Genomic DNA, 25,563 nt, shown 5'->3' with positions numbered 1-25,563 from the left:
GGCGCGGCGGTTATCCAAGACTGTCAATGCCAGACAGTTCCCGCCGAATGTCGGGAAGCGATGTAAATCGCGCCGCCTCGACGGCGGCCAGGCCATCGAGTTCCATCGCTGCGCCGTAGAGTTGGGCCACCTGCATCACAAGCAACTCGACGTCTTCCAGAGCGAGGTTCTCGTCAAGATTGCGCAATCGCACTTCTTCGGCAACCACGGCGATGTTGACCATTCCATGGGAGCGTAGGGCGGCCAGAACCCGTGAATTGAGGTCCTCTCTTAATTGGGCCGAATATCCGTATCGCATGGAAGCCTCCTTTCCAGGAGTGGGCTGTCCCTCACGAAACAAGATGCGCCTGGTATTTTCAAATGACAAGGAAAATGTTAAAAATCACCATACAAATCAATCAGTTAGTATAGAGCGCTTGTTGCACAATCGACGCTTCATTATCATAGCACGTCTTGTGTGTGACCTGCCTATCGGTCGCTCTTGACGCGCTATGCGCGAACCCCTAACTGTACTGTTAGTGAGACACATACTAACTCATGGTATTTCTGGTCCAAGCGGTTGGAGGCGCGAATGGCCGAGTTGGAACGACCCGAGCGACTGCAGATCATGCTGACGGCCGAGGAATTGTCTGCCTTGGAAAATTGGCGCTTTGAAAAGCGTATGCCAAGCCGTTCGGCCGCGGTGCGGGAATTGCTGCGGCGCGGTCTCGACGCGGACGGATTCCTGACAGCCGGGCAAGGAGCGAAGTCGCAGGACTTTGGAATTCTACGCAGTGCGAATGGGGACGGATCGTCGGGCGAACAACCTGGTGACTAACAACCAGTCGCTTCATCTGAAACTGCCGCTATCATGGTTGCAAGCCCGCTCCGGTTCGCCGGGGCGGGCTTTTTGCTTTCCGGGACTTTTGAACGGGAATATCTGGGTGTCCCTGGGGGTTGACCGTTCCGCTCAAAATTCCCCTTCACCGCACTCCCGGCATGCGACGCTGTGGCCCGGGCAGCTAAGCCGGTGGGTTCCCCCGGGGCAGCAATGACCGTTCGAACTCGTCCATCTTGCGCAGACAAAGATCTTGCGGGCGCCACGGCAACGCGGACATTCCATCGGGCGGGTCAGCAGATTTTCCCTCTCCGAAGCGCGGCACTCTCTCTCAAGACTCTGGCCCATCTGGAAACCCCCCAGGCCGCAATACGGCTACGCCATCTATATCCGAAAAGCCCGAATTAGAATTTAACCATATAAGTCACGAACGAGGCGACGGGGGAGTTTCGCTATGGTCTGTCACGTGCGGGGACCCGCTACATGATGGCTCGCTCCGTTTGGTCTCCGCACCACGATTTGCCCGCCAATTTTCACACTCGGATCTCCATGGACGCTTTCGCTTTTCTGGGGCGACGCTAAAAGCTGCATGGCTGAAGACGTGAGCGGGAAGGATCCGTTCCGGCGTCGGTTTATTTGAACAGGATGATTTGCCAATGACATTGATGGGCGCAGCGGCATTGCTGATCCTCATCCTGACCTATGCCGGCGTCGCCATCGGCCGCATCCCGGGCCTGCGTCTCGACCGGGCAGGGATCGCCTTGCTCGGCGGTGCTGCGATGATCGCCATCGGCGCGCTCAGCATGGAGGACGCCTATCGCGCCATCAATTTCGACACCATCACGCTGCTGCTCGGAATGATGATCGTGGTGGCGCATCTGAAGGTCTCGGGCGCCTTCCGGGCGCTCGGCGCCTATGCTATCGAGCACGCGCACGCGCCTTTCATGCTCCTGGTGATGGTGACGTTGCTGACCGGCGTGCTGTCGGCCTTCCTGGTCAATGACGCGATCTGCCTGGTGATGGCGCCGATCGTCGTCCACGTCACCCGCGTCATCAACCGCAATCCCATCCCCTATCTGATCGCCACGGCCACCGCGTCCAATTGCGGCAGCGTCGCCACCATCACCGGCAACCCGCAGAACATGGTCATCGGCGCGCTGTCGGGAATTTCGTATCCGGCCTTTTCGGCCGCGCTTGCGCCGGTTGCCTTGTTTGGCCTTGTCGCCGTTATCGTCATCGTGCGCGTCGTCTACCGCACCGAATTCGCGCGCAGTGCCGAACTCAGCCCGGAAGTCTATCGCGGCCGCATGCTGCCCGGACAGGTGCTGAAGGCAGTAATTGTCTGCATAGGCCTGGCGGTTGCGTTCTTCGCCGGCGTTCCGGTAGCCAAGGCAGCACTCATCGGCGGCGCCATCCTGCTGCTCACCCGCGCCATCAAGCCGGCACGCATCTACCGCGAGATCGACGGCCCGTCGCTGTTCATGTTCTCCGGCCTGTTCATTGTCGTCGCCGGCGCCGAGAAAACACTGCTGACGCCTGATATCATCGCCTCGGCCAAAGGCCTGGGGCTGGACGATGTCTGGCGGCTGTCCGGCTTCACCGCTGTGCTTTCCAACATAATGAGCAATGTTCCGGCGGTGCTGGCGTTGAGGCCGTTCATACCCAGGCTTGAAAACCCCGAGCGTGCCTGGCTGGTGGTTGCGATGAGCTCGACGCTGGCCGGCAATTTCACCTTGCTCGGCTCGGTCGCCAATTTGATCGTCGCCGAACAGGCGCGGGCCGCCGGCAAACAGCTGTCCTTCTCAGCCTTCTTCAAGGTCGGCCTGCCGCTGACGCTGCTGACCCTTGCTGCCGGCACTGCTTGGCTGGCTGTTGGTTTCTAGGAGATGGTCGCTGACACCAACCGTGCCCGAACAAGTGTCGCAGCGGCATGCCCGGCCGCCTTGATATAGTCGGGGTTGTGGTGGATCAGCATGCTGGAGAAGGCGCCGTCCATCAGCAGCGTGATCTCGCGGGCCAGCATATGCGGCGCTGCGACGCTGTGGGCCGACAGTTCCGCCGCCAGCCATTTTTCGAAATTTGCCTTGTGTCGCGACCCCGCCTTGACCGCTGGGTGTCCAGGCATCGAGGCAAGCTCTGCGGCCGTGCGCAGGAATCCGCATCCTTTCCACTTGGGATGGCGTGCCACCCGCGCCAGATTGGCGAAGATCGCTTCGACCTTGCGGTCGGCACCGCCTTCGGCCGTCTCGAACCAGCCGGCCATCTGCTTCAGATTGGGCTGGTCGCGGCCATCGAGATAGGCGGCGATCAGATCGTCCTTGCTCTTGAAATGATAGTAGAGCGCGTCCGTTTGGTCAGCCCCGCTTTTTCGGCGATGGCGTCGACGCTGACGCGGCCGATACCTTCCGCATAGAAGAGCTTCGTCGCGGCATCGACAATGCGTTTGCGGGTCGGGCTTTCAGCTTCAGGCATGATGCTATGTATACCGCCTAGTGAATATACATGCAATCGAAAACCTGATCCACTTCGGTCGACAAACGAAGGGAAGGGAACAGACATGACCGAACTTGTGCTGGCTGAGGCCCGCAACGGGATCGCCATCCTCACACTCAATCGCCCCGAAAAACTCAACGCCTTGAACTATGCGCTGATCGATTGCCTGCTTGCGATCCTCGATGCGATCGAGACCGACGATGCCATCCGCGCCATCATCCTCAGCGGAGCAGGAGAGCGCGCCTTTTCCGCCGGCGGCGACATCCATGAATTCTCGGGCAGCGTGGCCAACGGCGCCGACGTCGCGCTGCGCGACTTCGTCATGCGCGGACAGCGGCTGACGGCAAGGCTGGAAGCGTTTCGCAAACCTATCATAGCCGCCGTCAACGGCATCGCCTTTGGCGGCGGCTGCGAGATCACCGAAGCCGTGCCGCTCGCCATCGCCAGCGACCGCGCCTTGTTCGCCAAGCCTGAGATCAACCTCGCAATGCCGCCCACCTTCGGTGGCACGCAGCGGCTTCCGAGACTGGCCGGGCGCAAGCGGGCGCTCGAACTGCTGTTGACCGGCGATTGGTTCCCGCCGCCGCGCGCCCTCGAACTCGGCCTCGTCAACCAGGTGGTGCCGCACGAGGAACTGATGCCGGCCGCGCTCGATCTCGCCCGGCGCATCGTCACGCACTCCCCGGCGGCAATTGCCGCGATCCTCACCGCGGTGGCGCGCGGCCTCAACCACAGCATAGCCGAGGGTTTGCTGGTCGAGGCCGAGCAGTTCGCCCGCATGGCCCCGACCGCTGATCTGCGCGAAGGGCTGGATGCCTGGATCGCACGCCGCCAGCCGGGCTGTAACGGCTCGTGGACGCACATCACCCGGCTGGATGAAGCCAGGCGAGCGTCCACGCAGCAGGACCGGCTTGTAGAACGGGATCAAGGCGCCGTCACCGCCAGATGACCTTTCATGTTGGGGTGGAAGCGGCAGAAATAGTCGACCGCTTCCGCCTTCTGCAGGGTCAGGCTCGCTGTTGCCTTCGGCGGGATCATCACTTCCCAGCCACCCTTGACGGTAGCCGTGTGGGCGAACACGTCCTTGTTCACCCACTTGATCGTGTCGCCGACCTTCGCCTCGACGGTGGCTGGCGAAAAGACGAGCTTGTCGATGGTGACCTCAATGGTTTCGGCCTGCACGGGTGAGGTCCCGAAGACCAGCACCAGTGCAATCCACAGCTGCCGTTTCGACATGGGACTTGTCCTTACTTCAACATGCCTGCAACATGCTTGGCGTGCTGTTCATGGCCCTGGAAAATCTTCAGGCCGGTCTCCAGCAGGCTCTTCAACTCGGCGTTGCTGGTGGAGGGGATCAAAAGCGTCTCAAGGGCGCCATTGACCTGCTTGTGGTAGGCGACCTCGTTTTCGATATAGGCCTTGTCGAAGGCGGCACCTTCGAGCTTGGCGAGCTTGGCGCGCTCCTCTTTCGCTGCCGCGCTCAGCGCCTGACTGGTGGCGTTGTCTTCCGGTGTCACCTTGAGCTTCTTGACCAGGTCGAGCGCCTGTTTGTTGACTGCCTCGTGGTCGCGCTCCATGTCCTTGGCGAAATCGACAACCTCCTTGGTCTTTGACGTCTTGATAGCCAACTTGGCTGCCTCGATGTCGATCGTGCCTGCGGTGTAGGCTATATGGGCGATCTGCGGATCGGTAGGCTTGTCCGCAGCCTGCGCCAGCGGGGCCGTGCCCATCAGCAGCACGGTGGCGAGCGCGGCTATGTGTCGAGTAAACATGGCATCTCCTTTGCCCGACCGCTAAGGCGGCGGGCTTCATCTGGGTTGACGCGTATTGGATGCGGGAGGGGAAGAAACGTTCCCTAGGAATCGGTGAAGGCTGAAGATCAGCCCTGCAAGCCGAGCCGCTTCATGACCGCTTCGGTCAATCGCTCGCAACGCCGGCCCGCGAAGGGAAAGGCATCAAGCAGCACCGGGCCGATTTCGTCATCCAGCGCCTTGCGCACCAGGGCACGCGCCCGGTGCAATCTGGTCTTGACGGTCTCGGGCCGCACGCCAAGCAGATCAGCCGTTTCCTCGATGTTCAGGCCCTCGATAACGCGGGCAATGAAGACTGTCCGATAGACATCGGGAAGATTGTCGGTCGCTCGCTCGACCAGCCTGAGAATCTGCCGCTGCGCCATCGTCCGCTCCGGATCGTCACTTGGGTTGAGGGGGAACTGGATGATTTGCGCAGGCATCGCCACGGTACGCCGCCTCTTGCGCAAGCGGCCGAGCGCTTCGTTGATGACGATGCGCGACAGCCAGGTCGCCAGGGAAGAATCGCCACGAAACGTCGCCAGAGCGGCAAAGGCCCGGACATAGGCCTCCTGGACGATGTCCTCGGCCTCGCTGTCGTTGCGCACGACGCCGCGCGCGATGCGGTAAAGCCGCTGGTTGTGCGTCTTGATGATGGCGCGGAAGGCATCCGCCTCGTGCGCCATCGCGCGGTGGACAAGCAGCACGTCGCCGGGCGCGGAAACCGCGACAGTGTGTATTGCTGACTTCCTGGTCACGACCGCTCTCCCTGGCCAGACGCTTGATCGGGACATTGGATGCTGCCGCAGACAAAAGGTTCCCGACCTTTCTGCACCTGGAGCGATCTATCCTACAGCTTCTGGCCGCGCCCTGTCTGCCGTCTGTATCCGGGCGGCTGCCGCCAGGAGATCGGTCTGTGTGATCAGGCCGAGGATGCGGCGCTCGCTGTCAATGATCACCACTGCATGGCTGCGCCCGTCGGTGAGCACGGGAAGCAGGCTCATTGCCGGTGTGTCGGGGGAGGCGGTGCCGGCGTTCGACATCACGCCTTTTACCGTTTCGGTAGCTCGTGTCAGCTCGCGCAGGCCGACGGCGCCAACCAGCCTTACCTCCGCGTCGACCACCGGCAAGGTGCGGATGTTGTGGTCGAGGAGTTGCTGTCGCGCTTGATCGGGCGAGGCGTGCTCAGGCACCGACACCACGTCGCGGGACATAATGTCGGCGCACAGCAACGTTCGGTGCGAGCGAACCATGGCCTGCAGTTCGACCTGGCGCAGCAGCAATTCGAGATCGCTGCGATCGATATCGAAAGTCTCGTCCAATGCACCAAGCGCGGCATCGATATCCTCGGGCCGGAAGCCGACGCGCTGCACGGCCGGCGGATCTGCCGTTCCATGGCTGTTGGTGGCAGGGGCGGGCCGGTGCGGGTAGCTGCGTCGCGACAGCCTGTGGAAAGCATAGCCGAGTGCGACCAGAATGATGGAATTCAGCGCCACCGGCACGAAGGGAAACAGGAAGCCGGCGCTGGTCACCGCCGGTCCGCCGAGGACGGCAGTCAACGCGGCGGCCCCGCCCGGCGGATGCAGGCAGCGCGTGAACGACATGGCGGCGATCGCCAGCGCCACGGCCATGCCCGTGGCGAGAGTCGGCTCGTGCACGAAATGCGTAACGATCACGCCGATCAGCGCGGATATGGTGTTGCCGCCGATGATCGACCATGGCTGCGCCAGCGGGCTCGCAGGCACCGCAAACAGCAACACCGCCGACGCGCCCATTGGCGCCACCAGCAGCGGCACATGCGGGCCGTTGCCGAGCACCAGCGCGCCGATCGCCCCGGTCAGCGCAATGCCGACCATCGCGCCGATACAGGCGATGAGGCGCTCACGCAGCGTCGCGCCGGCGAGAATGGGGACAAAGAGACGAAAGGCCATGGCAAGCTCAGTCTGGCTGGAATTTGCGGCTCGAAGCGCTTGCAATGCGAGCTGACTGCCCGCTTTGAAAGTCAATCCAATCCGAAAAACCGCATACTGGGGAAATAACATTGCGCACGGCTGAGCAATGAGCGGCTTTGCGACATCGGGCGTCTCACAACGCTTCCCAGCCAGTCTTTTCAGGCCTTTGGGCCGGTTTGCGGATTCGGCTTGGCAGGTTGCGGTTCATGCCGCCGCGGCAGCGGCCAGTCCGCGCAGGATGTCGGCCCTGAGGTCCTCGACATCCTCGAGCCCGATCTGCAGGCGGATGAGCGGGCCGTCATACGGACCTTTGGCGACGACGCGGTCGCCGAGGAAGACCGGCACGGCAAGGCTTTCATAGCCGCCCCAGGAATAGCCGAGGCCGAAAATCTTCAGCGCATCGAGGAAGGCGTGCTGCTGTTTCTGGCCGCCGCCCTTGAGCACAATGGAAAAGATGCCGCTCGAGCCGGAAAAATCGCGCTTCCACACGGCATGGTCGGGATGGCTGGGCAGCGCCGGGTGCAGCACGCGTGCCACGCCGGGCTGCCCTTCCAGCCAGGCGGCGATGGCAAGCGCGCTCTTTTGATGGCGATCCAGCCGCACGCCCATCGTGCGCAGGCCGCGCAGCACCTGGTAGACGTCGTCGGGGCCGGCGCAGCAGCCCATTGTGTAGAACGTCTCGCAAAGCTGCTTCCAGCAGTCCGCATTGGCCGACACCGTTCCCAGCAGCACATCGGAATGGCCGGCGGGATATTTCGTCGCCGCATGGATCGAGATATCGACGCCGTGGTCGAGCGGGCGGAAATAGAGCGGCGTCGCCCAGGTGTTGTCCATCATGACGATGGCGCCGGCCGCATGCGCCGCCTTGACGATGGCCGGGACGTCCTGCACCTCGAAAGTGTTTGAGGCCGGCGATTCCGTGAACACGACCTTGGTGTTGGGCTTGATCAGCCCGGCGATGCCGGCGCCGGCATGCGGGTCGTAATACTCTACCTCGACGCCCAGCCGCTTCAGCATCGTGTCGGCGAAATTGCGGGTCGGATGATAGACGGAATCGACGATCAAAACGTGATCGCCCGCCGACAGGAAAGCCAGCAGCGGAATGGTCACCGCCGCCAGGCCCGACGGCACGATTATCGTGCCGGCCGAGCCTTCCAGAGCGTCGATCGCATGCGCCAGCGCGTCGGTGGTCGGCGTACCGCGCGTGCCGTAGGTGTATTTCTGGCTGCGCGCGGCCATCGTCGCGGCATTGGGGTAGAGCACGGTCGAGGCATGCACGACCGGCGGATTGACGAAGCCGAAATAGTCGTGCGGGTTGTTGCCGGAATGGGCAAGCCGCGTGTTGATGCCCAGTTCGCTGCCGTCTGTCGCCATGGTTCGCCGCCTGTCAAAGGATGTCAGGAGATCAGCCATAAAGCGGTGGCAAAGCCCGCGCAACAGCCGTGGACCCGCCAAGCGGTGGGGTTTACATGGGCCAATCCATCGCGGTTCACGCCTCCAACAAAGCATCGCTATAGTGAGGGCGGAGTCTGCCGCGAGCTATGGACTTGTGCGGCTGCTTCTTTGACTGATTTGTTTGCACGGGTTGCCGATTTCCTGGTGCTCTTGTGTGCATTTCAGGCATTCGCGGCAATTGGTTTTCAAAGCTGTCGTGAATCGGTCATTTCCCTTGACCTCACAGGAATAATCGCCTTCGATGCAGTTCGTGAATGGGAGGGGCCGGGCGTCGGTTACGACGCGGGGTTCCGGAATGCACCGGATGGGAGCCGGGTTCACACGGGAAAAAGATCAGGATTTGCCTGAGGATCAGGGTTTACCTGAAAACAGAAAAGGGTCTGTGGGTTATGAGACACATTGCAATTGGCATCCTTGGAGCCGCTGCGCTCGGGTTTATGGCTTCGGCCGCGTCGGCGAGCACGCTCGATGACGTCAAGGCGAAAGGCTTCATCCAGTGCGGCACCAACACCGGTCTTGCCGGCTTCGCCGCGCCTGACGACAAGGGTGAATGGAAGGGCATCGATGTGGATTTCTGCCGCGCTGTCGCGGCCGCCGTCTTCGGTGACGGCACCAAGGTCAAGTTCACCCCGCTCAGCGCCAAGGAGCGCTTCACCGCGCTGCAGTCCGGCGAAGTCGACATCCTGTCGCGCAACACCACCTGGACCATCAATCGTGACACCGCACTTGGCCTGAACTTCGTCGGCGTCACCTACTATGACGGTCAGGGGTTCATGATCAACGCCAAGAAACTGCCGGGCGTCAATTCGGCGCTGCAGCTTTCAGGTGCGGCGGTCTGTGTGCAGAGCGGCACGACGACCGAACTCAACCTCGCCGACTACTTCAAGGCGAACAAGATGGAGTACAACCCGGTCGTCTTCGAAAAGCTCGACGAGGTCAACGCCGCCTATGACGCCGGCCGCTGCGACGTCTACACCACCGACCAGTCGGGTCTCTACGGCATCCGCCTGACGCTCAGCGCGCCGGCCGACCATGTCGTGCTGCCCGAGATCATCTCCAAGGAACCGCTCGGCCCGGCCGTGCGCCAGGGTGACGACCAGTGGTACCACATCGTCAAGTGGACCTACTTTGCGCTGTTGCAGGCCGAGGAACTGGGCATCACCCAGGCCAATGTCGAAGAGATGAAGAACTCGGACAACCCGGAGATCAAGCGCGTGCTCGGTCAGGAACCCGAAACCAAGATCGGCACCGATCTCGGCGTGAGCAATGACTGGGTCGTCAACATCGTCAAGGCGGTCGGCAATTACGGTGAGATGTTCGAGCGCAATGTCGGCACCGGCAGCCCGCTGAAGATCGCGCGCGGCATCAATGCGCTGTGGACCAAGGGAGGCCTGCAATACGCGCCACCGATCCGCTGATCGAAATGTGATCCGGAAGGCAGATCGTCTGCCTTCCGGTTTCTCTTTCCAGGGATGGGTCCAATGGCGTCGCAGGAAATTCTTCGCGAGGAACCGAGCCGAGGTTCCTTCATCAACGATCCAAAAGTCCGCGGGGTTTTCTTCCAGGCGGTGGTTGTCATCTTGCTGGTGGCGGGCGTCTGGTGGATCGTCCACAATGTCATCGAGAATCTGCAGCGCCTGCACATTGCTTCCGGTTTCGGCTTCCTGAAAAGCCGTGCCGGCTTCGACATCTCGGAAAGCGCCATCGCCTACAGCTCGGACAGCACTTATGGGCGTGCTATTGTTGTCGGGCTGATCAACACCCTCATCGTTGCCGGTGCCGGTATCATCACCGCGACCATCATCGGCTTCGTCATCGGCATCGGCCGCTTGTCGCACAACTGGCTGATCCGCAAGATCTGCACGGTCTATGTCGAGGTCTTCCGCAACATCCCGCCACTGCTGGTGATCTTCTTTTGGTACTCGGGCGTGCTGGCGGTCTTGCCCGTGGTACGCGAAAGCATCAACCTGCCGTTCGGTTCTTTTCTCAATCAGCGCGGCTTCTATTTTCCACGCGCTGTCTGGGGCGACGGCTCCTGGCTGATCCTGGTCGCCTTCCTTGTCGGCCTCGCCTTGGCGTGGTTCGTCGCCCGCACGGCGCGTCAGCGACAGATGGCGACCGGTCAGCAGTTTCCCGTGTTCTGGACCTCGCTAGCGCTGATCGTCGGCCTGCCAGTGCTCGCCTACGTGCTGAGCGGTTTTCCGCTGACCTTTGATTTTCCGAAGCAATCGACCTTCAACCTGACCGGCGGCTTCCAGGTCAAGCCGGAGTTCTTGTCGCTCTATCTGGCACTGTCCTGTTACACGGCCTCCTTCATCGCCGAGATCGTGCGCGCCGGCATTCTCGGCGTCAGCAAGGGCCAGACCGAGGCGGCAGGAGCGCTGGGGCTGCGGCCGGGATCGATCCTGCGGCTTGTCGTCGTTCCGCAAGCCATGCGCATCGTCATCCCGCCGCTGACCAGCCAGTATCTCAACCTGACCAAGAATTCGTCGCTGGCCATCGCCATCGGCTATCCCGACCTGACCGCGACAGCCGGCACGGTGCTGAACCAGACCGGCCAGGCGGTCGAGGGCGTGCTGATCATGATGGTCGTCTATCTCGTCATCAGCCTGGTGACCTCGGCAGTCATGAACGTGGTCAACGCCAGAATGGCGCTGGTGGAGAGGTAACGGCCATGCAGGAACATGATACCGCCTGGGTGCGGACCGAAATGGCACTGGCGCAACAAGCGCCGGCCGGAGTGCGGGGGCCTATGGCCTGGGTTCGCAAGAACCTGGTCGGCTCGGTGGGCGACGTCATCCTGACCGTCCTTGGTATCGCACTGGTGGTGATGATCCTGCCGCCCATCATCAACTGGGCCTTTATCAGCGCCCAGTGGGTGGGGCCGGATCGCACGGTATGCGCCACGGCGGCGCAGGGCGGCATTCAGCCCGACGGCTGGTCCGGCGCCTGCTGGGCCTTCGTCAACGCCAAGTTCGGCCAATTCATGCTCGGCCGCTATCCGATAGAAGAGCGGTGGCGGCCGATCCTGGTCGCCATCCTGTTCGTGGTGCTGCTGGTGCCGCTGCTGATCCCGCGCGTGCCGCGCAAAGGGCTGAACGCCATCCTGCTCTTCCTGGTGCTGCCGATCGTTGCCTTCGTGCTGCTGGTCGGCGGCATGTTCGGCCTGCCGCATGTCGAAACACAGCTGTGGGGCGGCCTGCTGGTGACGCTGAGCTTGTCTTTCGTCGGCATCGCCGTGTCGCTGCCGATGGGCATCGTGCTGGCGCTCGGGCGGCGCTCCAAGATGCCGATCGTCAAGACGCTGTGCGTGGTCTTCATCGAATTCGTTCGCGGCATCCCGCTGATCACGGTTCTGTTCTTTGCCAGCGTCATGCTGCCGCTGTTCCTGCCCGCCGGCGTTTCCTTCGACAAGTATCTCAGGGCGTTGATCGGCGTTTCGCTGTTTGCCGCCGCCTACATGGCCGAAGTGGTGCGCGGTGGCCTGCAGGCGATCCCCAAGGGTCAGTATGAGGGCGCGGATTCGCTGGGCCTCGGTTACTGGCAGAAGATGACGCTGATCGTACTGCCGCAAGCGCTGAAGCTGGTCATTCCCGGCATCGTCAACACCTTCATCGGCATGTTCAAGGACACCAGCCTGGTCATCATTATCTCGATGTTCGACCTGCTTGGTGTCGTCAAGCAGAACTTCTCCGACCCCAGCTGGGCGACGCCGCAGACCACCAAGTCCGGCCTGATCTTTGCAGCCTTCGTCTTCTGGCTGTTCTGCTTCGGCATGTCGCGCTATTCGATGTACACAGAACGCCGGCTCGACACCGGCCACAAACGCTAAGAACAAAAAGGGGAACCTGCCATGGTCATAGAAAACGCCGTCAGCGCCGAAGAGATCAAGGTCGATGCCAAGAAGATGCACATCTCGACCACCGATGTTGCCATCGACATCATCGGCATGCACAAATGGTATGGCGAGTTCCACGTGTTGAAGGACATCAATCTCAAGGTGATGCGCGGCGAGCGCATCGTCATCTGCGGTCCTTCGGGTTCCGGCAAGTCGACCATGATCCGCTGCATCAACCGGCTGGAAGAGCACCAGAAGGGCAAGATCATCGTCGATGGCAAGGAACTCACCAACGATCTCAAAAAGATCGACGAGGTGCGCCGTGAGGTCGGCATGGTGTTCCAGCACTTCAACCTGTTCCCGCATCTGACCATCCTGGAGAACTGCACGCTGGCGCCGATCTGGGTGCGCAAGACGCCGAAGAAGCAGGCCGAGGAAATCGCCATGCACTTCCTCAAGCGCGTGAAAATCCCGGAACAGGCCAACAAATATCCGGGCCAGTTGTCCGGCGGTCAGCAGCAGCGCGTGGCGATTGCCCGCTCGCTGTGCATGAACCCGCGCATCATGCTGTTCGACGAGCCGACCTCGGCGCTCGACCCTGAAATGATCAAGGAAGTGCTGGAGACGATGGTGGGCCTGGCCGAAGAAGGCATGACCATGCTGTGCGTCACCCACGAAATGGGCTTTGCCCGCAAGGTCGCCAACCGGGTGATCTTCATGGATCAGGGCCAGATCGTCGAACAGAACACGCCGGCCGAGTTCTTCGACCATCCGCGCCATGAGCGCACCAAACTCTTCCTGTCGCAGATCCTGCACTGAGCATTTTCATGCAAGCCAGAAGAGCCCGGCCGCAATGCGGTCGGGCTTTTTTGCTATTTTGGGACCGGACGATGACGTCGGGAGACCGCAAAGCCGCCGCCGCATGAGAAGAGCTCTGCGTTTCCTGGCCATGCTGGTTGTTGCGGTCGCGCTTGCCGCAACGCTCGGTACTTTGGTGCCGCGCCCGCTCTGGCCGGCATCGGCGGCGGGTGAGGGCACGCGCCACATTCTTGTGCTGAAGAATCCGATCCACACCGACATCGCCATTCCGGTCGATGATGCCGTACGCCAACGCTTCCATTTCCTGGTCGATGCCGGCATCGCCGTGGATGCTCCCAAGGTGCGCTACATCGTATTTGGCTGGGGTGGCCGCGCCTTCTATCTGGAGACACCGACCTCGTCTGAGCTGAAAGCGGTGCCGGTGCTCAAGGCGCTGACGCTGGACGCCTCGGCCATGCATGTCGATATCGCCGGCGCCGTTGCCGAGCCGCATCCTGACGTCACCGGCTTCGACATCGATGAGCAGCGTTTTGCAGCATTGCTCGATTATATCGAAGCGAGCTTCCAGCAAGGGCCGAACGGTCCGCTCGTCATCGAGAATGCGGCCTATTCCCGCTTCGACCGCTTCTTCGAGGCGAACGGCCATTTCAATGCGCTGGTCGGTTGCAACACCTGGACAGCGGCGGGCCTGCGCACCGCCGGTCTGCGCACCGGCTGGTGGAACCCGCTGCCGGCCTCGCTCCGCCTGTCGATGCGGCTTTACAACTAGCTGAGAACGGTAGGCATCCCGGCGACGTCTAGCGCCTGATGATTTTCTGCGGCTCCCAGCCATAGAGCCAGTCGAGATCGGCCGCGAGCTTGTCGGGCGAGCGCATGGCCAGGAAGAGATTGCGGGCGACAGCCACCGGGCCGGCGGCATGCCAAGCCAACCGGTTGACAGCGCCGCGACGCGCTGCCTTGGCAACCCGTGGCCGCCGCAGGTTTTCCCAGATCTGAAGACTCCTCGCCGGATCGACAGGGAAATCGGCAATGACGTCAGCCAGCGTCACGGCATCTTCGATCGCCATGGCCGCGCCTTGCGCCGCAAACGGCGTCATCGCATGCGCGGCGTCGCCGATCAGGGCAATGCCTTGCGAGGTCGTCCACCGCGTTTGTTCGACCGTATGGATCGGAAAGGCCGTCCAGGGACCGGCCAGCGCCACAAGCCTGGCGAGGTCCGGCGCTGTGCCGCGCGTGGCGCCGTCGAGAACAGCTGGGTCGGCATGTCCCGACCAGCCTTCGGCTATGCGCTCGCCCTTGGTGAAGGCGGCGAGATTGAAGGCGCGGCCGTTGCTGACGGGATAGGCGACCATGTGGAAGCCGGGATGCAGGAACGTGGTGACACAATCGGCGGCGCCGATGGCGGCAAAGGCTTCGCCGGCGGCGCTCTCAACCGCGACCGTTGCCCGCCAGGCGAGTTCACCCGAAAAACGGCTTTTGCCGAAGCCTGCGAGTTGCGCCCGGACCGACGACCAGACACCGTCGGCGCCGACCAGGAGCCGGCCGCTTGCCTCGATCGCGCGGCCATCCGCTTCGGCGGTCACGGCAACATCTGACGCATTGACGGTGATGCTGTTGACGCGTGCACCCGTGACAAGCTCAATTCCCGGCCGCTCAGCCACCTGCGCCAGCAGTGCCGCCTGCAGATCAGCGCGGTGGGCGACGAGATAGGGCGCCTGCCAGCGCGCTTCGGCGGCTTGCCCAAGTGGCACCCGCGCCAGTTCGCGCAGCGTCCCGGCATCCTTGAGCACCACCGCTTCCGGTCGCAAGGCCGCCGGCAGCAGGCGCTCAAGCACGGCGAGCTTTCGAAGAATGCGTGTTGCGTTGGGCGAAAGCTGGATGCCGGCGCCGGCGGCTTCGAGGCGCGACGCCTGTTCGAACAGCCTTACCGCATATCCGCGTTCGGCAAAGGCAAGGGCAGCCGTCAACCCGGCGACGCCGGCCCCGGCGATTATGACCTGCCGGGACCTGATGTCTTCCATCGGGCTTGCCGCGACAGGATCAGGCGGCCTGGTCGATGTAAATGCAGCCGGCCGGCACCGTTTCCGTCGCCTTCAGCTTCGCCGAATAGCGATAGAGCGTCGAGCAATAGGGGCAGACCTTTTCATTGTCGTCGCCCATGTCGAGGAAGACATGCGGATGATCGAAGGGCGGGTTGGCGCCGGTGCACATGAATTCCCTGACACCGATGTCGATCGCCGGATGGCCGGCATCGTTCTGGAAATGGGGAATGGAACCGCCTGCCATCGTCGTCTCCTTAACGCAGTCTCGTCTGCATCTGGATCATAACAGCTCTCTTTGCAAGATCGATGAAATGAAACTGTCGCAAAAGGCTGGCAGAGGATAAGTTGAGCCGGTTAAGCGCATGACCCCGGAAGCCGAGCGATTCCGCGACGGATCACGCGTCACAAAGGCATGTTAGAGCGTCCATGACCATTCCGGCATGTGCGGCGCTCCAAAAGGAACGGTTGCGGGCAGGAAACCATGAATGAACTGAAGCCGGTGCAGAGCGAATTCATCAATGTCGAGGTGGCAAGCCCCGAGGGCGGCAATCCCGACCGCTTCGTCAACCGCGAATTCTCCTGGCTGCAGTTCAACCGGCGCGTTCTCGAGGAATCGCAGAACGAACACCACCCGCTGCTCGAACGGGTCCGTTTCCTGTCGATCTCGGCCGCCAATCTCGATGAATTCTTCATGGTCCGCGTCGCCGGTCTTGCCGGCCAGGTGCGCGAAGGCATCGCGCTCAAGAGCCCCGACGGGCGCACGCCCGAGCAGCAGCTCGAACAGCTTTTGCGCGAGGTCGAGCGGCTGCAGGAGGACCAGCAGAACAGCCTGTCGGCGCTGATGCTGCTGCTCAACAAGGAAGGTATTGAGAGCATCACCCGCGATGCACTGACCAAGGATGAGAAGGTCTGGCTGGAAGATCATTTCCAGGATCAGGTCTTCCCGGTGCTGACCCCGCTGTCGATCGACCCGGCGCATCCGTTTCCGTTCATTCCCAACCTCGGCTTCTCCATGGCGCTGCAATTGCGCCATCGCAAGAATGGCGAGGAGATGAGTGCGCTTCTGCGCCTGCCGGTGGCGCTGAAGCGCTTCATCCGTCTGCCCGACCGCAAGCAGCATGTTCGCTTCATTCCGCTCGAGGAGGCGGTCGGTCTCTATATCGGCAAGCTGTTCCCCGGCTACGAGGTCAAGGGCTCCGGCACCTTCCGCATCATCCGGGACAGCGATATCGAGGTCGAGGAGGAGTCGGAAGATCTCGTGCGCCTGTTCGAGACGGCGCTGAAGCGCCGCCGCCGCGGTTCGGTCATCCGCATCGAATTCGACAAGTCGATGCCCGGCGAATTGCGCGAGTTCGTTGCCGGCGAGCTTGGCGTCTCTTCGAGCCGCATCAGCGTTCTGACCGGCCCGCTGGCGCTCAGCCAGATTTCGGAGATCGTCTCCGTGCCGCGCGACGATCTCAAATTCAGGCCCTACAATCCGCGCTTTCCCGAGCGAATCCGCGAACATGGCGGCGATTGTTTCGCGGCCATCCGCGAGAAGGACATCGTCGTCCACCACCCCTACGAATCCTTCGACGTGGTGGTGCAGTTCCTGCGCCAGGCGATGGCCGACCCGGAAGTGGTGGCAATCAAGCAGACACTCTATCGCACCTCCAACGACAGCCCGATCGTGCGCGCCCTGGTCGATGCGGCCGAGGCCGGCAAGTCGGTGACCGCTCTGGTCGAGCTCAAGGCGCGCTTCGACGAGGAAGCCAACATCCGCTGGGCGCGCGACCTCGAGCGCGCCGGCGTCCAGGTCGTGTTCGGCTTCCTCGAGTTGAAGACCCATGCGAAAATGTCGCTGGTGGTGCGGCGCGAGGACGGCAAGCTGCGCAACTATGTGCATCTGGGCACCGGCAATTACCATCCGGTCACCGCGCGCATCTACACCGACCTGTCCTTCTTCACCACCGATCCGACGATTGCGCGCGATGTCGCGCAGCTCTTCAACTTCATCACCGGCTATGCCGAGCCGACCGATGAGATGCGGATCGCCATCTCGCCGTTTACCCTGCGCAGCCGCATCCTGAAGCACGTCACCGACGAGATCGGCCATGCGCTGGCCGGCCGGCCGGCGCGCATCTGGATGAAGATGAACGCGCTCGTCGATCCGAACATCATCGACGCGCTCTATGACGCCAGCCGCGCCGGCGTCGAGATCGACCTCGTCGTGCGCGGCATTTGCTGCCTTAGGCCGCAGGTGCCGGGCCTGTCGGAAAACATCAGGGTCAAGTCGATCGTCGGCCGCTTCCTCGAACACAGCCGCATCTACTGCTTCGGCAACGGCCATGGCCTGCCCTCGGACGAGGCGATCGTCTACATCTCCTCGGCCGACCTGATGCCGCGCAATCTCGACCGCCGCGTCGAGACCATGGTGCCGATCACCAATCCAACTGTGCATGAACAGATACTTGGCCAGATCATGCTGGGCAACATCATGGACAACCAGCAAAGTTTCGACGTATTGGCTGACGGAACCTCCCGGCGCGTGGCGCTGGAGGAGGGTGAGGAACCGTTCAACGCGCAGGAATATTTCATGACCAATCCCAGCCTGTCCGGACGGGGCGATGCGCTGAAGTCGCATGCGCCCAAGCGCATCGCGCAGTTCAAGCGCCGCAAGAAAAACGCTGCAGCGTCCGGCTGATGATTTCAACTTCCCAGGGCCGGCTACAGGATCGCCGACCGCTGTCCATCATCGACATCGGCTCGAACTCGATCCGCCTTGTCATCTATGAAGGGCTGGCGCGCTCGCCGACCCTGCTGTTCAACGAAAAGATGCTGGCCGGCCTCGGTCGCGGCATTGTGTCGACCGGCAAGCTCGATCCCGAGGGCGTGACCCGCTCGATGGAAGAGTTTCGCCGCTTCCGCGCGCTGTCCAACCAGGCCGGTGCCGAGCACATGTATGTGCTGGCGACCGCCGCTGCCCGCGAGGCGATCAACGGCCCCGATTTCATCCACCGCGCCGAGGATGTGCTCAAGACCGAGATCCGCGTGCTGACCGGCCGGGAGGAGGCGCATTATTCGGCGCTCGGCGTCATCTCCGGCTTCCACCCGGCCAACGGCATTGCCGGCGACCTTGGCGGCGGCAGCCTGGAGCTCATCGACATCAATGGCGAGGCGATCGGCGACGGCATCACGCTGCCGCTGGGCGGCCTGCGGCTGCAGGACATGGCGAAGAATTCGCTCGCCCAGGCGGCCAAGATCACGCGCGAGCAACTGGCGCGGGCCAAGCTTCTGAAGGGCGGGCAGGGCAGGCCCTTCTATACCGTCGGCGGCACCTGGCGAAACCTCGCCCGGTTGCACATGGAAATGAGCAACTATCCGCTCGGCGTCATGCACCATTATGAGATATCGACCGAAAGTGCTTTGAGTTTCCTCAAGCAGGTGGCGCGGCCCGAGATCGAGAAGGTCCGCGGTATCGAAGGCGTCTCCAAGAATCGCCGCTCGCTGCTGCCCTATGGCGCGGTCGTGCTGCAGGAGATCATGGCGGCGATGCAGCCGTCGAAGATCATCGTCTCGGCGCTTGGCGTGCGCGAAGGGTTCCTTTATTCGTTGCTCGACCAGGCCGAGCAGAAGGCCGATCCGCTGGTCTCCGCCTCGGAGGAACTGGCCCGGCTGCGCTCGCGTTCCGTCACCCATGCGCATGAGCTTGTCGAATGGACGGGCAAGACCTTTGCCGCCTTCGGCATCGACGAGACGGAGGATGAGGCGCGCTATCGCCATGCCGCCTGTCTGCTGGCCGATATAGGCTGGCGCGCACACCCGGAATATCGCGGCAAGCAGTCGCTCAACATCATCGCCCACGCCTCCTTCATCGGCGTCGACCATCCCGGCCGTGCCTTCCTGGCGCTGGTCAGCCTGTTCCGCCATGAGGGTGTGTTCAACGATGCCGCGCCGGAAATTCGTGGGCTGGCGACGCCGCGCTATCTCGAGCGCGCCCGCATCCTGGCGGCGGTGCTGCGCGTCGTCTATCTGCTGACCGCGGCCATGCCCGGCGTCATGCCAAGACTGACATGGGAAAACCGCGGCAATGGCACGCTGGCGCTGGTGCTGCCGGCTTCGCTCTCGGACCTCTACGGCGAGCGCCCGGCCGGCCGTCTGGCGCAACTGGCGCGGATCACCAACCGCCGGCTGGTGCTGGCGGTTGAAGGCGGGCAGAGCGTGTCAGTGAAGTAGTCCAGACGCGCTCAGCCGCGGCCCGCAGCGATCCGCCCATCGATCGACCAGGCGCCTGCACCAGCCATGGCCAGCGCCAGGAACCCGCCGGCGATGGCAATGTCCTTCATCAGCATCTGCTGGTGCATGAAGGCGAGCATTGGATCGTCGCCACCCTGGCCGTAATGGCCGATGGTGCCCGCGACGATGCAGAAGGCGGCAAGCAGCAGGGCCACGACCGGCGTCTGAAAGCCGACCAGGATCAACAGCCCGGCGATCAGCTCGAACAGCCCTGTGCCCCAGGCGGCAAGCGTCGGCAGCGGCACGCCGAGGCCGGCGAAATAGCCTGATGTGCCGGCAATGTCGGCAAGTGCATGGTAACCGGACGGGATGAACAGCGCGGCGAGCAGCAGCCGGGAAAGCAGGAGCAGTGCGTCGCGAGGCATGGTCGTCTCCGTTGTCTGTCCGCCGGCTGTTCTGCCACCGATCCTAGCAGGGGTGGGACGCGGGCGCGTTTAGACAGATAACGAAAAAGCGGCGCGGAAAATTCCGCGCCGCTCTTTTTTCAGGCTTGGGAGGGGAAAAGCTCAGCCGCGCTTGGCGTCGATCGAGTAGGCGCCCGGGCCAGAGGAAGCCAGCAGAAGGAAACCGCCTGTGATGGCGACGTTCTTCAGGAAATGGATCATCTGATTCTGGTCGGCCCAGCCGGTATGGGCCACAAGAGCCGTTGCGATGGTGAAGATGGCGAGCACCCAGGCAGCGATGCGGGTCTGGAAACCAACGAGGATGGCAATGCCGCCGAGCAATTCGATCAGGCCGACAACAATGGCCGTTACGGTCGGCACCGGCAGACCCATGGCGCCGAAGTAGCCGGCGGTGCCGGAAATGGCGGTGAGCTTGCCGAAGCCGGAAAGCAGGAAGATGGCGGCAAGCAGGATGCGGCCGAGCAGGATGGTGGTGGAACTGTTGGACGCGGTGCTGGCGCCGGCAGTGGAAGTGTTGATGGACATGGTGGCTCTCCGAAAAGGGTTGATGCCCCGTCAGATAGACCAAGCCGACTGTTCACCAAAGCCACCAGACCGGCGACACATTGTTCACAGAGCTTACATTTCCGTGATCGGACGAAGGGCGCAAAATTCGTGTCGGATCAGCCTTTGACGGCAGTAACTTTTCCCGCCGTCAAATTCTCTGATGGCTACGCAATTCCCAGGGAATCGCGACGCGACTGGAACTGCTTATCCCGGATGCGTCATGTCCTCGGGCCGCACCAGCCGGTCATAGTCGGCGGCGCTGACCAGCCCGGTGGCCAGCGCTTCCTCACGCAAGGTCGTGCCTTTCTTGTGCGCGGTCTTGGCGATCTTGGCGGCATTGTCGTAGCCGATGGTCGGGGCGAGTGCGGTTACCAGCATCAACGAGCGGTCGAGTGCCGCCTTGATGTTGTCTTCGCGCGCTTCAATGCCGACGACGCAATTGTCGGTGAAGGAAATCGAGGCATCGGAGAGCAGCTGCACCGACTGCAGGAAGTTGTAGGTCATCAGCGGGTTGTAGACATTGAGCTCGAAATGACCCTGGCTGCCGGCGAAGGTCAGCGAGGCATTGTTGCCGAACACCTGCACGCAGACCTGCGTCATCGCCTCACACTGCGTCGGGTTGACCTTGCCCGGCATGATCGAGGAGCCCGGCTCGTTTTCTGGCAGAGACAGTTCGCCAAGGCCCGAGCGCGGGCCAGAACCGAGGAAGCGGATGTCGTTGGCGATCTTGAAGAGCGCCGCGGCGGCGGCGTTGATGGCGCCATGCGAGAACACCATGGAATCGTGCGCGGCGAGTGCCTCGAACTTGTTCGGCGCGGTGACGAAGGCGATGCCGGTGATGGCGGCGATGCGGTCTGCCACCTTTTCAGCAAAACCCACCGGTGCGTTAAGGCCGGTGCCGACCGCGGTGCCGCCCTGCGCCAGTTCCTGCAGGCCGGGCAGCGTCATCTCGATGCGCTTGATCGAGGAGGCGACCTGCGCGGCATAGCCCGAAAATTCCTGGCCAAGCGTGAGGGGGGTGGCGTCCTGCGTGTGGGTGCGGCCGATCTTGATGATGTGGGCGAAGGCCTTGGTCTTGGCCTCGAGCGCGGCATGCAGATGCTTCAGCGCCGGCAACAGGTCATGCACGATGCGCTCGGCGCAGGCGATGTGCATGGCCGTCGGATAGGTGTCGTTCGACGACTGGCTCATATTGACGTGGTCGTTGGGGTGCACCGGCTTCTTCGAGCCCATGACGCCGCCCAACAATTCGATCGCCCGGTTGGAGATCACCTCGTTGGCGTTCATGTTGGACTGCGTGCCCGAGCCGGTCTGCCACACCACCAGCGGGAAATGGTCGTTGAGCTTGCCGTCGATGACCTCTTGCGCCGCCACTATGATCGCCTTGCCGATGGCCGGATCGAGCCGCTTCAACTCCATATTGGCTTCCGCCGCCGCCCGCTTGACGATGCCGAGCGCGCGCACGATCGAGGCCGGCTGCTTTTCCCAGCCGATCTTGAAATTGCCGAGGGAACGCTGCGCCTGCGCGCCCCAATAGCGGTCGGCGGCGACCTCGATGGGGCCGAACGTGTCGGTTTCGGTTCTGGTCTTGGCAGCGGTCACTTGTCTCTCCGACGATCGAATTCGGCAACGGCGTATCGCGTTGCACAAATCCCTTCAAGCGAAGATTGCGAAGGGCGACGATGCGAATCGGTTGAAGGGCGCAGCTAATCTCCCCCCTCGAGGGGGAGATGTCGCCGAAGGCGACAGAGGGGGTCGGTACGTCCTGATGCGACCTTCTATCATCGACAGAGGAGGCTAGCGCTCCGCGCACCGACCCCTCTGGCCTACCGGCCATCTCCCCCTCGAGGGGGGAGATAAGCTGTCACCCCATCGGCGGTCCGAGAATATCGATGCCGTTTTCAGCGCAAAGCCTCGTCAGCGCCGCGATCATCTCAGGCGTCGGCGCCGCCATCGGCGGCAGGTCCGGCCGTTCGGCCGGGCGGCTTGCCCTGCGTACCATCGTCTCGAAATCCGAACCGCGCGTGACGGTGAGCGTGTGCGCGCCTTCGGGAGACTCGACTATATAGGTATGAGGCAGGCCTTTCGGCGCGAGCACCGTCTCGCCGGCGCCGACGATACGCTCGCGGCCGTCGATCTGAAAGCGCAGGCGGCCTTCCAGGATGTGGAACACCTCGTCCTCATTGCGATGCACATGCAGCGGCGGGGAGTCGCCATAGGGCACACGATGCTCGATGACGCAGATGCCGTCCTCGCCGTTGGCCGACGAGACCTGGATGGCGATGAGCGTATTGTTGAACCAAAGGAGTTGCTTGCCTGCGAAGGCGCTGTTGATCATTGTCGTAATTCCTCTCCCTTCGTTGGGCTCCGACGGAGCGGCTTTGACGGCGACCTAATCAAGGACGGACGGGCGATGGAAATCGAATGATCGTATGGGGCGGATTGATGCGATGAATTTGAATGCGCTCGATCTCAATCTGGTGAGGGTGCTCGATGCGCTTCTGCGCGAGAAAAGCGCGACGCGCGCCGGCGAGCAGATCGGCCTCAGCCAGCCGGCTGTGAGTGCCGCGCTCAACCGCCTGCGCCACGCGCTCAACGACCAGCTCTTCGTGCGGCGCGGCAACGACATGGTGCCGACGCCGCGCGCCGAAAGCCTGGCCGAGCCGGTTCGCGCGGCGCTGCGCGAGATCGAGCGCGCCTTCCAGCCGGCGACCGATTTCGATCCGGCCAGGCTGGAACGAACCTTCACCTTCATGGGCGCCGATTTCTTTTCCATGCTCCTGATGCCGCCCTTTGCCGCGCGCATCGCTGTGGTGGCGCCGCGCGTATCCTTTCGCTTCCTCGACAGCGCCATCGGCGATGTCTCGAGGCTGCTGCAGGAGGATCAGATCGACGTGGCGCTGGAGCGTCCGCTGGAGGTCGCGGACTGGGTGTCGAGCGTCCCATTGTTCGCCTCGCCCTTCGCTGTCATCGCGGCGAAGGACAATGCGGCGCTCAGGCAGGCTGGCGTGGCCGAGGGCGGGCAGGTGCCGCTCGAACTCTTCTGCGCGCTGCCGCACGCGCTGCGCTCCATCGACGGCTCGATGGCGGGCTTCACCGACGACGCGCTGGGCCGGATGGGCCGGACGCGCCGGGTCACGCTCGCCTTGCCGCATTTCCAGGCCGTCGCGCTGGCGGTGGCGGGCGGACCCTGCCTGGCCGTCGTCCCGACACAGTTCGCGGCGGCGGCCGCAAAATCCTTGCCGATCGGCATTTATCAAGCGCCGATCTCGATTCCTTCGCCCGCGGTCAGGATGTATTGGCACGCCCGCCGCGACGACGAGCAGCCGCATCGCTGGATCCGCGAGCAGATCCTCGACGAAGTGGGAAGGCTCGGGTTCAAGGACTGGGATGGCGCTGTTTCCAAGGCGTAGGCGTCAACCGGCCGTATAGCCGCCATCGACCGCAAATATGCCGCCGCTGGTCCAGGCCGCTTCATCGCTGGCGAGATGGATCGCCATGCCGGCAATATCCGAGGGACTGCCGATGCGACCGAGTGGATAGCTTCGCTCGACATAGGCCTTGAGCTCGGCTTGCGCCTCGGCCGGCAGGTTGACGATCGACTTCCGCCGCATGGCGGTGTCGACGGTGCCGGGCGCGATCGCGTTGACGCGAACGCCGCGCGGGCCGAGCTCGAAGGCGAGCGATTTGGTCAGCGAGTTCAGCGCGCCTTTCGATAGCGAATAGAGGCTCGACGGTCGTTTCGGGATCATCTTGTTGGCGAAGTAGGACGAGATGTTGATCACCGAGGCGCCGGTGCCGAGATGCGGCAAAAGCTGCTGGGTAAGGAAGAACGCCGCCGCCACATTGAGGGCGAAGGATTGCTGGAACTGGTCCGCGGTGACGGTCTCGAACGGCACCAGATAGGCGACTCCGGCATTGTTGACGAGGATGTCGAGCGGGCCGGCTGCTTTCGCCCGCTCGACCACGGCATCGATGCCGGAAGAGGTTGAAAGATCGGCCGACTGGGTCTCCACGCTGCCTGCGGCCGTCAGTTTCTGGCGTGCGGCTTCGAGCTTTTTGGTGTCGCGGCCAACGATCAATACTTCGGCGCCTTCACGCAAAAAGGCTTCCGATATGGCCAAGCCGATGCCATCCGAACCGCCGGTGACCAGTGCCCGTTTGCCAGAAAGTCTCATTGAAGGCCAAGTCGCATCGGATGCTCTCGCTGTTCCAGGTCAGGAAAGCAATGCCGATCGGCGATTGCGGTCAAGCCGCCGGCCTATCGCTCAGTATGAACTTCGGTAGGTCCCGTCCCGATCCAGTTACCGCAACAGCGATCGCGACGTCGGCGACAGGCGCAAAGTTTCAGTCGGCCTGGTCGTATCGGCCGCTTGCTGAAACGACTGCCACCATGGCGAGGCGGCAAGCGCTGCGTCATGGCGACCATGCGCTTCGACACTGTCGAAACCCGTGACGGCGATGAAGACGTTTTCGCCCAGGCGCACCGGCAAGCGGGGAAAGCTGTTTTCGGCATGTTCTGTGATGAAGGCGCCGAGCAACCGCCCGCCGGCGGCGGCAAGGATCGGAACGGTATCCGTTTCGAAATTGCCGGCGAAATCGGCCTTGGCGCCAGGCCGCAGATGATGAATCCGGATGACAACAATACCGGTCAAGCAATTGTCTGCGCTCGACTTTCCATGCTCCGGCAAAGCGCCTCGCTGCGCGCCCGACAGGTCGAAACCGGCGCCTGGCCAGGCCGGCTTCAAGAGCAGCACATCGTCGGAATCGATCATCGTCGCATTGGCGGCGTCACGGTGCGCCGCCCATACCGGCCCGTCATAGAAGGCGGTGAGCGCCTCCTTCCGCGCTTCCATGTCGCCAAAACCGCGCAGCCAGACGAACATGTCGGGCCGGTCGAGGTCGCGGAACTGGCCGATGATGGTCATGCCGGCATCTTCCTGGCCTTCGATGAACTGGCTGTCGAAGATCTCGATCAGAGTCTCGCGCCGGCCGGGTTTTAGCGTGTATTGCCGCAACTCGACGACCGGTGAGGCGAGCAGACTGGCCGTTGCAGGCACATTCAGGGGCCCGGTCATTGTGTCGTCTCCAAAACAGGATGATCATCCGGTTTATAAAACAGACCGGTTGTC

At 62.7% G+C, this 25,563-nt stretch carries 25 protein-coding genes and 1 pseudogene; 11 read left to right on the top strand and 15 right to left on the bottom strand.

What is annotated here, in order from left to right:
* Positions 1 to 10: 10 nt before the first annotated feature.
* The gene (locus AC04SG_RS23465; RefSeq protein ID WP_436259433.1) at positions 11 to 298 is read right to left on the bottom strand and encodes a hypothetical protein; all 288 of its coding nucleotides are present in this window, start codon (positions 296 to 298) and stop codon (positions 11 to 13) included.
* 273 nt (positions 299 to 571) lie between these two features.
* Here AC04SG_RS23465 and AC04SG_RS23460 point away from each other — a divergent pair, with 273 nt between their 5' ends.
* On the top strand, positions 572 to 817 hold the full coding sequence (locus AC04SG_RS23460) for a hypothetical protein (protein WP_352590209.1): 246 nt from the start codon (positions 572 to 574) through the stop codon (positions 815 to 817).
* A gap of 656 nt (positions 818 to 1,473) precedes the next feature.
* Positions 1,474 to 2,700 (top strand): anion transporter, encoded by a 1,227-nt coding sequence (locus AC04SG_RS23455; RefSeq protein WP_488552984.1) that lies wholly within the window; start codon positions 1,474 to 1,476, stop codon positions 2,698 to 2,700.
* Here AC04SG_RS23455 and AC04SG_RS23450 read toward each other — a convergent pair.
* Positions 2,697 to 3,289: pseudogene (locus AC04SG_RS23450) on the bottom strand (TetR/AcrR family transcriptional regulator). The gene AC04SG_RS23455 and the pseudogene AC04SG_RS23450 overlap by 4 nt on opposite strands.
* Before the next feature lie 85 nt (positions 3,290 to 3,374).
* Between AC04SG_RS23450 and AC04SG_RS23445 the strand changes: the two are divergent.
* Complete coding sequence (locus AC04SG_RS23445) at positions 3,375 to 4,259, top strand: crotonase/enoyl-CoA hydratase family protein (protein ID WP_488552983.1); 885 nt, start codon at positions 3,375 to 3,377, stop codon at positions 4,257 to 4,259.
* Here the strand turns inward: AC04SG_RS23445 and AC04SG_RS23440 are convergent.
* The 5 genes from AC04SG_RS23440 to AC04SG_RS23420 all read right to left on the bottom strand — a co-directional run bounded on the left by AC04SG_RS23440 (position 4,235) and on the right by AC04SG_RS23420 (position 8,426).
* Positions 4,235 to 4,546 (bottom strand): cupredoxin domain-containing protein, encoded by a 312-nt coding sequence (locus tag AC04SG_RS23440; RefSeq protein ID WP_488552982.1) that lies wholly within the window; start codon positions 4,544 to 4,546, stop codon positions 4,235 to 4,237. The genes AC04SG_RS23445 and AC04SG_RS23440 overlap by 25 nt on opposite strands.
* Positions 4,547 to 4,557: 11 nt before the next feature.
* A complete protein-coding gene (locus AC04SG_RS23435) occupies positions 4,558 to 5,082 on the bottom strand; it encodes a DUF4142 domain-containing protein (protein ID WP_488552981.1) in 525 nt (174 codons plus the stop codon).
* Positions 5,083 to 5,189: 107 nt separating this feature from the next.
* The gene (locus AC04SG_RS23430) at positions 5,190 to 5,858 is read right to left on the bottom strand and encodes an RNA polymerase sigma factor (RefSeq protein WP_488552980.1); all 669 of its coding nucleotides are present in this window, start codon (positions 5,856 to 5,858) and stop codon (positions 5,190 to 5,192) included.
* Between the two features lie 87 nt (positions 5,859 to 5,945).
* On the bottom strand, positions 5,946 to 7,031 hold the full coding sequence (locus tag AC04SG_RS23425; protein WP_488552979.1) for an HPP family protein: 1,086 nt from the start codon (positions 7,029 to 7,031) through the stop codon (positions 5,946 to 5,948).
* A 225-nt stretch (positions 7,032 to 7,256) separates the two neighbouring features.
* Positions 7,257 to 8,426, bottom strand: a complete 1,170-nt coding sequence (locus tag AC04SG_RS23420) for a cystathionine beta-lyase (RefSeq protein WP_488552978.1) — start codon at positions 8,424 to 8,426, stop codon at positions 7,257 to 7,259.
* A gap of 470 nt (positions 8,427 to 8,896) precedes the next feature.
* Between AC04SG_RS23420 and AC04SG_RS23415 the strand changes: the two genes are divergently transcribed.
* The 5 genes from AC04SG_RS23415 (at position 8,897) to AC04SG_RS23395 (ending at position 13,933) form a co-directional block, all read left to right on the top strand.
* The gene (locus AC04SG_RS23415) at positions 8,897 to 9,925 is read left to right on the top strand and encodes an amino acid ABC transporter substrate-binding protein (protein WP_488552977.1); all 1,029 of its coding nucleotides are present in this window, start codon (positions 8,897 to 8,899) and stop codon (positions 9,923 to 9,925) included.
* 63 nt (positions 9,926 to 9,988) lie between these two features.
* Complete coding sequence (locus AC04SG_RS23410) at positions 9,989 to 11,176, top strand: amino acid ABC transporter permease (protein ID WP_488552976.1); 1,188 nt, start codon at positions 9,989 to 9,991, stop codon at positions 11,174 to 11,176.
* A gap of 5 nt (positions 11,177 to 11,181) precedes the next feature.
* Positions 11,182 to 12,339, top strand: coding sequence for an amino acid ABC transporter permease (locus AC04SG_RS23405; RefSeq protein ID WP_488552975.1), 1,158 nt, complete (start codon positions 11,182 to 11,184; stop codon positions 12,337 to 12,339).
* 21 nt (positions 12,340 to 12,360) lie between these two features.
* Positions 12,361 to 13,164, top strand: a complete 804-nt coding sequence (locus AC04SG_RS23400; RefSeq protein WP_023671483.1) for an amino acid ABC transporter ATP-binding protein — start codon at positions 12,361 to 12,363, stop codon at positions 13,162 to 13,164.
* Positions 13,165 to 13,267: 103 nt separating this feature from the next.
* Complete coding sequence (locus AC04SG_RS23395) at positions 13,268 to 13,933, top strand: TIGR02117 family protein (RefSeq protein ID WP_488552974.1); 666 nt, start codon at positions 13,268 to 13,270, stop codon at positions 13,931 to 13,933.
* 28 nt (positions 13,934 to 13,961) lie between these two features.
* Here the strand turns inward: AC04SG_RS23395 and AC04SG_RS23390 are convergent, their stop codons facing one another.
* Together AC04SG_RS23390 and AC04SG_RS23385 are read right to left on the bottom strand one after the other, a co-directional pair.
* Positions 13,962 to 15,185 (bottom strand): FAD-dependent monooxygenase, encoded by a 1,224-nt coding sequence (locus AC04SG_RS23390; RefSeq protein ID WP_488552973.1) that lies wholly within the window; start codon positions 15,183 to 15,185, stop codon positions 13,962 to 13,964.
* Positions 15,186 to 15,204: 19 nt separating this feature from the next.
* Complete coding sequence (locus AC04SG_RS23385) at positions 15,205 to 15,450, bottom strand: zinc-finger domain-containing protein (RefSeq protein WP_112562390.1); 246 nt, start codon at positions 15,448 to 15,450, stop codon at positions 15,205 to 15,207.
* A gap of 237 nt (positions 15,451 to 15,687) precedes the next feature.
* Between AC04SG_RS23385 and AC04SG_RS23380 the strand changes: the two genes are divergently transcribed.
* Complete coding sequence (locus AC04SG_RS23380) at positions 15,688 to 17,889, top strand: RNA degradosome polyphosphate kinase (RefSeq protein WP_488552972.1); 2,202 nt, start codon at positions 15,688 to 15,690, stop codon at positions 17,887 to 17,889.
* Positions 17,889 to 19,421 carry an exopolyphosphatase gene (gene ppx, locus AC04SG_RS23375; protein ID WP_488552971.1) on the top strand — a complete coding sequence of 511 codons (1,533 nt, stop codon included), beginning with the start codon at positions 17,889 to 17,891 and terminating at the stop codon, positions 19,419 to 19,421. The genes AC04SG_RS23380 and ppx overlap by 1 nt, the downstream gene beginning before the upstream one ends.
* 11 nt (positions 19,422 to 19,432) lie before the next feature.
* Here the strand turns inward: ppx and AC04SG_RS23370 are convergent, their stop codons facing one another.
* The 4 genes from AC04SG_RS23370 to AC04SG_RS23355 all read right to left on the bottom strand — a co-directional run bounded on the left by AC04SG_RS23370 (position 19,433) and on the right by AC04SG_RS23355 (position 22,769).
* Positions 19,433 to 19,846 (bottom strand): DoxX family protein, encoded by a 414-nt coding sequence (locus tag AC04SG_RS23370; RefSeq protein WP_488552970.1) that lies wholly within the window; start codon positions 19,844 to 19,846, stop codon positions 19,433 to 19,435.
* Between the two features lie 141 nt (positions 19,847 to 19,987).
* Positions 19,988 to 20,410: a DoxX family protein gene (locus AC04SG_RS23365; RefSeq protein ID WP_488552969.1), complete on the bottom strand. Its 423-nt coding sequence runs from the start codon at positions 20,408 to 20,410 to the stop codon at positions 19,988 to 19,990.
* Positions 20,411 to 20,635: 225 nt separating this feature from the next.
* Positions 20,636 to 22,033: a class II fumarate hydratase gene (fumC, locus tag AC04SG_RS23360; protein WP_488552968.1), complete on the bottom strand. Its 1,398-nt coding sequence runs from the start codon at positions 22,031 to 22,033 to the stop codon at positions 20,636 to 20,638.
* Positions 22,034 to 22,295: 262 nt separating this feature from the next.
* Positions 22,296 to 22,769 carry a cupin domain-containing protein gene (locus AC04SG_RS23355; protein ID WP_488552967.1) on the bottom strand — a complete coding sequence of 158 codons (474 nt, stop codon included), beginning with the start codon at positions 22,767 to 22,769 and terminating at the stop codon, positions 22,296 to 22,298.
* A gap of 112 nt (positions 22,770 to 22,881) precedes the next feature.
* Between AC04SG_RS23355 and AC04SG_RS23350 the strand changes: the two genes are divergently transcribed.
* Positions 22,882 to 23,844: a LysR family transcriptional regulator gene (locus AC04SG_RS23350; RefSeq protein ID WP_488552966.1), complete on the top strand. Its 963-nt coding sequence runs from the start codon at positions 22,882 to 22,884 to the stop codon at positions 23,842 to 23,844.
* A gap of 3 nt (positions 23,845 to 23,847) precedes the next feature.
* Here AC04SG_RS23350 and AC04SG_RS23345 read toward each other — a convergent pair whose 3' ends face one another.
* Positions 23,848 to 24,609, bottom strand: a complete 762-nt coding sequence (locus AC04SG_RS23345; protein ID WP_488552965.1) for an SDR family NAD(P)-dependent oxidoreductase — start codon at positions 24,607 to 24,609, stop codon at positions 23,848 to 23,850.
* Between the two features lie 126 nt (positions 24,610 to 24,735).
* On the bottom strand, positions 24,736 to 25,509 hold the full coding sequence (locus AC04SG_RS23340) for an NIPSNAP family protein (RefSeq protein ID WP_488552964.1): 774 nt from the start codon (positions 25,507 to 25,509) through the stop codon (positions 24,736 to 24,738).
* Positions 25,510 to 25,563 lie beyond the last annotated feature (54 nt).

The sequence above is a fragment of the Mesorhizobium sp. CNPSo 4684 genome, from assembly GCF_057784315.1.
The sequence above is the reverse complement of the archived record's forward strand: the minus strand, read 5'-3'. Positions and strand labels throughout refer to the sequence as shown.

What these genes read in the sequence shown, in the direction of transcription:
- AC04SG_RS23465 (WP_436259433.1), bottom strand. Translation starts at nt 298, where the DNA reads ATGCGATACGGATATTCGGCCCAATTAAGAGAGGACCTCAATTCACGG.
- AC04SG_RS23460 (WP_352590209.1), top strand. Translation starts at nt 572, where the DNA reads ATGGCCGAGTTGGAACGACCCGAGCGACTGCAGATCATGCTGACGGCC.
- AC04SG_RS23455 (WP_488552984.1), top strand. Translation starts at nt 1,474, where the DNA reads ATGACATTGATGGGCGCAGCGGCATTGCTGATCCTCATCCTGACCTAT.
- AC04SG_RS23445 (WP_488552983.1), top strand. Translation starts at nt 3,375, where the DNA reads ATGACCGAACTTGTGCTGGCTGAGGCCCGCAACGGGATCGCCATCCTC.
- AC04SG_RS23440 (WP_488552982.1), bottom strand. Translation starts at nt 4,546, where the DNA reads ATGTCGAAACGGCAGCTGTGGATTGCACTGGTGCTGGTCTTCGGGACC.
- AC04SG_RS23435 (WP_488552981.1), bottom strand. Translation starts at nt 5,082, where the DNA reads ATGTTTACTCGACACATAGCCGCGCTCGCCACCGTGCTGCTGATGGGC.
- AC04SG_RS23425 (WP_488552979.1), bottom strand. Translation starts at nt 7,031, where the DNA reads ATGGCCTTTCGTCTCTTTGTCCCCATTCTCGCCGGCGCGACGCTGCGT.
- AC04SG_RS23420 (WP_488552978.1), bottom strand. Translation starts at nt 8,426, where the DNA reads ATGGCGACAGACGGCAGCGAACTGGGCATCAACACGCGGCTTGCCCAT.
- AC04SG_RS23415 (WP_488552977.1), top strand. Translation starts at nt 8,897, where the DNA reads ATGAGACACATTGCAATTGGCATCCTTGGAGCCGCTGCGCTCGGGTTT.
- AC04SG_RS23410 (WP_488552976.1), top strand. Translation starts at nt 9,989, where the DNA reads ATGGCGTCGCAGGAAATTCTTCGCGAGGAACCGAGCCGAGGTTCCTTC.
- AC04SG_RS23405 (WP_488552975.1), top strand. Translation starts at nt 11,182, where the DNA reads ATGCAGGAACATGATACCGCCTGGGTGCGGACCGAAATGGCACTGGCG.
- AC04SG_RS23400 (WP_023671483.1), top strand. Translation starts at nt 12,361, where the DNA reads ATGGTCATAGAAAACGCCGTCAGCGCCGAAGAGATCAAGGTCGATGCC.
- AC04SG_RS23395 (WP_488552974.1), top strand. Translation starts at nt 13,268, where the DNA reads ATGAGAAGAGCTCTGCGTTTCCTGGCCATGCTGGTTGTTGCGGTCGCG.
- AC04SG_RS23390 (WP_488552973.1), bottom strand. Translation starts at nt 15,185, where the DNA reads ATGGAAGACATCAGGTCCCGGCAGGTCATAATCGCCGGGGCCGGCGTC.
- AC04SG_RS23385 (WP_112562390.1), bottom strand. Translation starts at nt 15,450, where the DNA reads ATGGCAGGCGGTTCCATTCCCCATTTCCAGAACGATGCCGGCCATCCG.
- AC04SG_RS23380 (WP_488552972.1), top strand. Translation starts at nt 15,688, where the DNA reads ATGAATGAACTGAAGCCGGTGCAGAGCGAATTCATCAATGTCGAGGTG.
- ppx (WP_488552971.1), top strand. Translation starts at nt 17,889, where the DNA reads ATGATTTCAACTTCCCAGGGCCGGCTACAGGATCGCCGACCGCTGTCC.
- AC04SG_RS23370 (WP_488552970.1), bottom strand. Translation starts at nt 19,846, where the DNA reads ATGCCTCGCGACGCACTGCTCCTGCTTTCCCGGCTGCTGCTCGCCGCG.
- AC04SG_RS23365 (WP_488552969.1), bottom strand. Translation starts at nt 20,410, where the DNA reads ATGTCCATCAACACTTCCACTGCCGGCGCCAGCACCGCGTCCAACAGT.
- AC04SG_RS23355 (WP_488552967.1), bottom strand. Translation starts at nt 22,769, where the DNA reads ATGATCAACAGCGCCTTCGCAGGCAAGCAACTCCTTTGGTTCAACAAT.
- AC04SG_RS23350 (WP_488552966.1), top strand. Translation starts at nt 22,882, where the DNA reads ATGAATTTGAATGCGCTCGATCTCAATCTGGTGAGGGTGCTCGATGCG.
- AC04SG_RS23345 (WP_488552965.1), bottom strand. Translation starts at nt 24,609, where the DNA reads ATGAGACTTTCTGGCAAACGGGCACTGGTCACCGGCGGTTCGGATGGC.
- AC04SG_RS23340 (WP_488552964.1), bottom strand. Translation starts at nt 25,509, where the DNA reads ATGACCGGGCCCCTGAATGTGCCTGCAACGGCCAGTCTGCTCGCCTCA.